The organism is Pseudoalteromonas sp. S1727 (assembly GCF_005886375.1).
GTDB classification, from domain to species: Bacteria; Pseudomonadota; Gammaproteobacteria; order Enterobacterales; family Alteromonadaceae; genus Pseudoalteromonas; species Pseudoalteromonas haloplanktis.
Map to the genome: position 1 here is coordinate 1 of NZ_PNDT01000278.1, position 302 is coordinate 302.

The following is a 302-nucleotide window of genomic DNA, read 5'->3' on the forward strand; positions in this document are numbered from 1 at the left end:
GAATTTTGTTAACAGTAGAAGCTATGATAATTTAGCCAAGATACACTAATAACTAGACTGCAAACAATGCTTAACCCACTGATAGATGAGATTTTTGAGCTTATTCTAACGAAAGACACATGGATGGTTCATACTTTAGCATTAAAATTACAGCAGCAAGGCGCTATCGACTCACTCGACATTCAGCCAGATCGTGATTTATTTAAACGTAATTTTTTAATCATGAATGCTTTGTATCAATTACAACAGCAACTGCACCCCTCCCAACATTTAGCGATTGCCAGCTTACAAATCACCCTCAC

1 protein-coding gene is annotated in these 302 nt (G+C 36.8%); it reads left to right on the plus strand.

Going from position 1 to position 302, the window contains the following annotated elements; translation table 11 throughout:
* Positions 1-66: 66 nt before the first annotated feature.
* The coding region (locus CWB85_RS22000) for a DNA-J related domain-containing protein (protein WP_283235146.1) at positions 67-302 on the plus strand (236 nt) is incomplete at its 3' end.